Genomic DNA, 7,852 nt, shown 5'->3' on the forward strand with positions numbered 1-7,852 from the left:
GCAGAGAGCATCCTTCTGGCGATGGGACGAAATATCAATAAGCTTCATTGCAAGATTCAGACCGGAAGAACGGGAAGTTATCTTTTTCCATTAAAAAGGGCATAGATTTTGATAGTTGAAAACAAAACAGCCTGAAATCAGGCATGCCGAAAGGGATGCCTGGGAATGAACTGCGTTTATAAAGAATGGCATCGAAAACGTGACCGATTTCGATGCCATTTGGGCATAAAGCAGGGCTGCCGCCCAGCAAAAAATATTTGCTAATGCGACAGCCCCTTCTTTTTTGCAATTTAGGAAGCTGCCTGCTTCGATTGCGAAAAGCAATCAGCAGGCAGTCAAATCGGATCGCAGATATCCATTGATGAAATTACATGGTTGCCTCGTTCTTTTCCGCTTCCTGCTCCCTCGCATTCATGATCAGCATCTGAAGCCGGTTCTCGATGTTTGCGAAGCTGACATCCGGATCGTAGTCGAGCGGAAGGATCTGGACGTCCGGGTAGAGCTCCTTTAAGCGCTTGGAGATTCCGCGGCCGACGACGTGGTTCGGCAGACAGCCGAACGGCTGCAGGATCACAAAGGCACGGCAGCCGTGGGCGGCATGGTGCAGGATCTCTCCCGGGATCAGGACGCCCTCTCCGGCATCGAAGGTGTGGTGGATGATCGGATCACTTTCCTTTACGAGCTCCGGAAGGCGCACCGCCGGGCGGTCGTAGAGAGGGTGAGCACTCGCGATCTTGTCCGCCGCATCGTGGGCGAGATCAAAGAAGAGATCCGCCATCCGGTACCAGAGCTTTTCCTGGAGCGGCTTATGTAAATGATACTCACGGACCTGCATATCCCGGTAGAAGTAGGATTTCTGGATGACATCGGACATTCTCGCCTCGATGATCTCGAAGCCGTTCTGCTCTAAAAACGCCTCGATGTCATGGTTTGCACCCGGGTGGAAGTTTAAGAGGTACTCCCCGACGATCAGGACAGTCGGTCTCGGATGAGAGCGGTAATACGGAACCTGTTTCATGATCCCGATCGCCTTTGCGAAGCCGTGTTTTGCGCCGTTTACGCCATGCCTGGAAAGTCCGTTGATCACAGCGTCCATCGCCTGCTCAAAGGCGGCATCGGCACTTCCTTTTGTGAGCTCATAAGGACGGATCTTCCGGAGCAGCTCCTCCAAAATATCGATCATCGGAAGCGCGTAGGCGATCCGGAGTGCGGAGAGGAGACTTAAGCGGAAGCCTGGATGGAGGTTGTGGAAATCCGCATCGTCGTTTGTGAGGATCGGAACATCGGAAAATCCTGCGTCATCGAGCGCCTTTCTTAAAAGTGCACTGTAATGCGTCAGACGGCAGTCGCCGATATATTTTCCGGTTGCGATCGCGACATCTTTTCCATCGTATTTTCCACTCTTTAAAGCGGCCAGCGCTTCACCGATCACGATCTGGGCAGGGAAGCAGATGTCATTGTGGACATATTTTTTGCCGAGACGGATCGCCTCGTCCCGCCCGATCGGCAGCGGCTCCGCGCGGAGCCCCTGTTTTTCCATCGCTGCCGACATGACGCGGCAGAACGCGTGGGAGGTATTCGGGATCAGAACGATGCGCTCTTTTCTGTCTTTCTTCTCGTACTTTACCGGGTACGGATCCGTGAGGGCATGGACCGGAGCTTCCTCGTGCTTTTCTCTCTGCATCCGGACTGTCTCGATAAAGGACCGGACACGGATCCGGAGCGGTCCCTGGATCTCACTCTCGTCGAGCTTTAAGACGAGCGGGATCTTCCCGGATACCTGTTTCATGAGGCGGATGATCTCATCGGAGAGGTAGGCGTCATGGCCGCAGCCGAAGCTTACGATCTGGACATATTCCAGGTGTGGATTTTCAGCGGCAATGACAGCGGATCCGAGCATTCTCGCATGGTAGTTGTTGACGACATCGAGGCGGCTGTTGGTGAGATCCACGTCGTTGACGCCCGGAACGGCATCTGCGGTGAGGACCGGGATGCCGAGACTCGTGAACATCTCCGGAAGGTTGTGGTTGACCAGCGGATCATTCTGATACGGTCTCGAGGCGAGGATCACGGCGTAGCGGTTCTCCTCCGTGACCTGTTTTAAGATCCGTTCGCCTTCTGCTAAGAGCTCCTGGTGGAAGGAATCCTCCGCCATGTCGGCATAGCAGATTGCCTCTTTGATCTCGGATTCCGGAACCTGATAAGTCTCATGGATATATTTTGTGAGCTGCTCATTCCGGTCTTCTTTCGTGTACCAGTGGAACAGCGGATTGTCAAACGGGATCCCGAATACATGCTCCGGATTGTCGGAGTTTTTGATGACGAGCGGATATCCCTTTACGATCGCACACATCCATTCACTCGTCTTTTCCTTGTTTTCCGACTGGACGGAGGTGATGGACGGCATGAAGATCCGGTCCACATGCATGTTCGCGAGACTGCGGATATGTCCGTGGACGAGCTTCGCCGGGAAGCAGACCGTATCGGAGGCAACCGCGGAAAGTCCCGACTCGTAGAGCTTGTGGCTGCTCGGGGCGGACACACGGACGGTAAAGCCGAGAGAGCGGAAAAATGTGGACCAGAACGGCATGGTCTCCCAGAAGGAGAGGACACGCGGGATCCCGATCACAAGATTCCTGGAGGTTACGTGTTCCGGGACCGGGTAATCTTTCCACAGCAGGGATTCCCGGAGTTTGTAGCAGTTCGGGACTTTGTCACGCTTTTCCATGCGCTCGCGCTGAAGTTTCTGAACAGCCGGATCTTTCGGGTCTCCGAGGACCTCTCCGCGCTCACAGCGGTTGTTGGTGACCCAGGACTGGCCGTTCGGGAAGCGGACGATCGTTCGTTTGCAGTGGTTCGTGCAGAACGGGCACGGGGCATTCGCCTCCTGGGTGTAGGAGAAGGAATCCATTGCGTCGAGTCCGATAAAGGTCCGCTTCTTCGTTCCATCCGCCATCGCCTCTTTTGTGAGGATCGCGGCGCCGATCGCACCCATCATGCCCGGATACGGGGCGCGTACGATGGTCTTTCCGGTGTACTGTTCAAATGCGCGCAGAACGGCGTCATTCCGGAAGGTTCCGCCCTGGACCATGATGTGATCCCCGAGAGAGTCGAGGTTCGAGATCCGGATGACCTTCGTGAAGACATTCTCGATGATGGAACGGCAGAGGCCGGCCATGATATCTTCCGGCTTTTTCCCGTTTCTCTGCTCGGTGACGATGCTGCTGTTCATGAAAACGGTGCAGCGGCTGCCGAGGACCGCCGGATTTTTCGAGGAAAAGGCGGCGTCTGCGATCTCCGTCACCGGGATCTTCAACGTGGAAGCGAAGTTTTCCAGGAAGGAACCGCAGCCGGAGGAACATGCCTCGTTGACGAGAATGTTCGTGATGATGCCGTGGTCGAGCCAGATGGCCTTCATGTCCTGGCCGCCGATATCGAGAAGAAACGTGATGTCCGGCATGTACTGGAACGCGGCTCTCGCATGGGCAACCGTCTCGACGACATGGTATTCGGTGGAAAATGCCCTGGAGAATAAAAGTTCACCGTATCCGGTGGAGCCGCAGCCTAAGATCTCCAGAGTTACGCCCGCATCGCGGTAACGGTTCCGCATGGTGATCAGGGCATTTTTTGCGACGGTCAGCGGATCGCCCTGGTTGGAGGCGTAGAAGAAGTCGAGAAGCTTTCCGTCATCGCCCATCAGGACAAATTTTGTCGTGGTACTGCCGGAGTCGATGCCGAGCCATGCGCGGATGGTCGTTCCGGGTGTGAGTGCTGCCGGAGTGAAGTCTCCCTTCGGATGTTCTTTTAAGAAGGTGTCATGTTCCTCTTTGGAGGAGAAGAAGAGCAGGGCTGCATGTTCCTGACCGGAATGCTGCTTTTTCTTCGTGTCCTCCTGGACCTGTTCCAGGAGGGAGACCCACTCAGTGAGCGGAAGGAAGGTGACCGGAGCGTCCGAGGCTTCCGGATCTGCCTCTTTGAACATGCCGTTTAAGGAGAGTGCTGCACCGTAGGCGACCATGATCTCCGGGTGTTCCGGGACTAGGCGCTCGTTTTCTTTCAGGTTCAGACGTTCAGAGAAGACATCGATCAGCTTCGGGTTGAAGGTCAGCGGACCTCCCTCAAAGACGACCGGAGGTTTGATATCGAGTCCCTGTGCAAGTCCGCCGATCGTCTGTTTGGCGATCGCGTGGAAGGAGGAGAGGGCGATATCAGCTTTTGCGACTCCCTGGTTTAAGAGCGGCTGGATATCGGTTTTTGCGTAGACGCCGCAGCGCCCGGAGATATCGTAGACGCAGGTTCCCTTGCAGGCAAGTTCGTTCATTTTTTCCGGCGGGGTCTGGAGAATGGAAGCAACTTCGTCGATGAAGGCGCCGGTTCCTCCGGCACAGCTTCCGTTCATGCGCATGTCGGCGACGTTTAACGCGCCGGTTTTTGAATCCGTCTTGAAGAAGATGATCTTTGCATCCTGGCCGCCGAGTTCGATGGCGGTGCCGACGGTCTCGTATGTCTTCTTTAACGCGATGGAGTTTGCGACAACTTCCTGGATATAAGGGGTATCGGCTGCTTCTGCGACTGGTTTTGCCCCGGAGCCGGTGAGTATGATCCTGGCTTTTGTGTCAGGAAATTTTTCTGCCGCCTGCCGGATCGCGAAGAGGACGCTTGCAAGCTGATCTGCGTGGTGGCGGCGGTAGTCAGAGTATAAGAGTGATTCGGTCGTCTTGTCGAGGACCGTGATTTTTGTAGTGGTGGAACCGACATCGATTCCGATGAGTAATTGTTTCATATATTTGATCTTTCGTGATAGTGATTTATCGGGTCTGCACCGACAGAAAGAAAAAGGGCATAAACCCGTTTCGTACCTGGATTTACGCCGATTTCTACACGATGCTGGTGATATTTTAGCGCTGGATTTTTTAAAAGTCAAGGAAATAGGTGCGAGGGAAGCGTTAAAAACGTGTTAAGAAGTGAGTGGCTTCGGGCGGGGCGGTGAGTTTCCGCTCGGGAGTGAAGAGGGAGCTGAGTGGCTTCGGGCGGGGCCGGTGAGTTTCCGCTCAGGAGTGCAAGGTGATCGCGGGAAGGTTCCTCTAGGCTTGCAGGAGACTGCTAAGGGCGAATGCCAGGTGACACAACTCGCTGCGCTCGAACAAGTGTCACCTGGCATTCAACGCATTCTCCCGCGAGCCAAGAGGAAGCCAGATTCCGTGATCAAGGCACTCCTGATCGGAAGCTCACCGGCTGCAGGCGCATTGACCGCAGGATAAGGTGGGAGGGATAGGTGAAGACTGTGGTTTTAGCTGCGGTACAGGGGAAAATCGGCATACTATGATTTACGTGAACAATGAGCCAAGGTCTGCGCTTGCGTGAGACATTGGCGACTGTCGCGATAACAAGGGGAAACTCGCGAAGCGTGTTTTCACTTGTTGAAGTTTCATGGAAAATCCAGTATAATTTTGGAAGATTATGATACTTTTGGAGGGGTTTTTATGAGCCGGACAAGTATGGATATGACGCGGGGATCTTTGAAGAAACAGATCCTGTTTTTCAGTATTCCGCTGATGCTTTCGAATTTGCTGCAGGTTCTGTTCAACATGTCGGATATTGCGGTGATCGGGCAGTTTGCGGGGGCGATGTCTCTGGGGGCGGTTGGTTCTACGACGACGTTGATCTCGATGTATACGGGATTTCTGATCGGACTTTCCGGTGGGATCAATGTGCTGACGGCGCTTTATATCGGGGCGAGGAACCGGAAGTCGGTTTCGGAGACGGTACATTCGGCGTTTCTTGTCAGCCTGGTGGTCGGATTGATCCTGCTGATTTTGGGAGTTTCTACATCGCGCGGTGTGCTGGTGCTTTTAAATACGAAGGAGGAGCTGATCGACAAGGCCGCTCTGTACATCCGGATCTATTTCCTGGGGATTCCGGCGCTTGCGCTTTATAATTTCGGAAACGCGGTGTTCAGTGCGGCCGGGGATACGGGGCGTCCGCTGAGATATCTGTTTTTGTCGGGGATCGTGAATGTGATCCTGAATCTGTTTTTTGTGATCGTCTGTAAGCTTGATGTAGTTGGAGTGGCGCTTGCGAGTGCGTTGTCTCAGTGCCTTTCGGCGTTTCTGATCGTGATGGCATTGTTCCGGAGTCATGAAGATTTCGGACTGCATCTTGCAAAGCTCCGGCTTTCGAAGGATAAGGCGCAGGCGATCCTGCGGCTCGGGATCCCATCTGGTTTTCAGAATGCGATCTTCGGGATCGCAAATCTGTTTGTCCAGCTCGGCGTCAATTCTTTCAGTGCCGTGATGGTAGCGGGAAATTCCGCGGCGGCGAATGCGGATGCGCTGATCTACGATGTGATGGCGGCGTTCTATACGGCCTGCGCGAGCTTTATGGGGCAGAACTACGGCTCCGGAAACAAAAAGCGTGTGAGGGACAGTTATTTTGTGAGTCTTGCATATTCATTCGGGATCGGACTTGCGATGGGACTTCTTCTCGTCGTGTTCGGAAAGCAGTTTCTGTCCTTATTTACGAATGACCCGGAAGTCATGGCAGCGGGAATGAAGCGCCTGACGATCATGGGATTTTCCTATGGGATCTCCGCGTTCATGGACTGCACGATCGCGGCATCCCGGGCACTCGGAAAGAGTCTGGCACCGATGGTCATCGTGATCTTGGGTTCCTGCGTATTCCGGATCGCGTGGGTCTATACGGTCTTTGCGTATTTTCAGACGATCCCGTCCCTGTATCTGCTCTACAGCTGTTCCTGGTCGCTCACGGCGCTCGCGGAGATCCTGTATTTTGTACATGCGTACCGGAGGGCGATGGAGAAGATCGCGGAAACGCGGAGCTGACAGGGGGTGTTGAGCGGGAGATGATTCTTGTTTGGATGGCTGGAAGATGGGTGATAGAAAGAGCGTAATAACTCGGAATTTACAGGAAGTGTGACAAGAAAGCCAAAACGGTATACTGGGAAAAAAAGATTAAGAAAAGAATAAAGAGCTGGTTTTAATTGTAAAATTTATGGGGAACTAACATCAGCTTATTGACATAAATATAAAAATAAGTATAATAATAGTTGAGTAATTGTTCAACTATTATTATTTTGAGGTGAATATATGTCAAAAACGTCTTATATTTGTAATTGCGATGTAATTCATGAGGATATTGTGAATGATGTGAAATCCAAGATGCAGCCAAAAGATGATTATATCCAGTTGGCTTCTTTGTTTAAGCTATTTGGAGATGGAACTAGAGTACAAATCTTACACGCTCTAGAACAGAGTGAGATGTGTGTATGTGATCTTGCAGTGCTACTGGGGGTAACAAAATCTGCAATTTCGCATCAGTTAAAGGCATTACGCCTAGCGAATCTGGTAAAATTCCGTAAAGAAGCACAGATAGTTTACTACTCGCTGGCAGATGATCATGTGAAAGAGATTATTGACAAGGGATTTGAGCATCTTTGGCAGAAATAATATTTTTTAACATTATAGTTGAGTAATTGAACAATTAAACAAATTATAAGGAGATTATCATGAAACGCATATTTCTATTAAAAGGGTTGGACTGTCCGAATTGTTCCGCAAAAATTGAAAAAGAAGTCGGAGAGTTGGATGGAGTGCAATCCTCAGTGGTAAATCTGATGAAGCAGACGCTTACAATCAATGTTGCTCCAGCTGCCGCAAATACAATAGCCAGTCAGATTGAAACGATTGTCCACAGCCATGAGCCAGATGTGGAGGTTCAGGAAGAAACAATTATCCCCGTTACAAAGAGTTATTTGTTAAAGGGCTTGGACTGTCCGAACTGCTCCGCAAAAATTGAAAAAGAAGTCGGAGAATTGGATGGAGTACAATCCTCA

Annotated in this window: 4 protein-coding genes; 3 read left to right on the forward strand and 1 reads right to left on the reverse strand. The window is 52.0% G+C overall.

Annotation, left to right across the window (positions count from 1 at the left end):
- Positions 1-367 precede the first annotated feature (367 nt).
- Positions 368-4,783: an acyl-CoA dehydratase activase gene (locus V2546_RS15455; RefSeq protein ID WP_329752802.1), complete on the reverse strand. Its 4,416-nt coding sequence runs from the start codon at positions 4,781-4,783 to the stop codon at positions 368-370.
- Between the two features lie 700 nt (positions 4,784-5,483).
- Between V2546_RS15455 and V2546_RS15460 the strand changes: the two genes are divergently transcribed.
- From V2546_RS15460 to V2546_RS15470, 3 genes are all read left to right on the forward strand, one after another.
- The gene (locus V2546_RS15460) at positions 5,484-6,842 is read left to right on the forward strand and encodes an MATE family efflux transporter (RefSeq protein ID WP_329752804.1); all 1,359 of its coding nucleotides are present in this window, start codon (positions 5,484-5,486) and stop codon (positions 6,840-6,842) included.
- 264 nt (positions 6,843-7,106) lie between these two features.
- On the forward strand, positions 7,107-7,466 hold the full coding sequence (locus V2546_RS15465; protein ID WP_015512809.1) for an ArsR/SmtB family transcription factor: 360 nt from the start codon (positions 7,107-7,109) through the stop codon (positions 7,464-7,466).
- Between the two features lie 59 nt (positions 7,467-7,525).
- On the forward strand, positions 7,526-7,852 hold a 327-nt coding region (locus V2546_RS15470), incomplete at its 3' end, for a cation transporter (protein WP_329752809.1).

Origin of the sequence: Clostridium sp. CM74B_53 (assembly GCF_036318045.1) — a bacterium.
Classification (GTDB): domain Bacteria; phylum Bacillota; class Clostridia; order Lachnospirales; family Lachnospiraceae; genus Pilosibacter.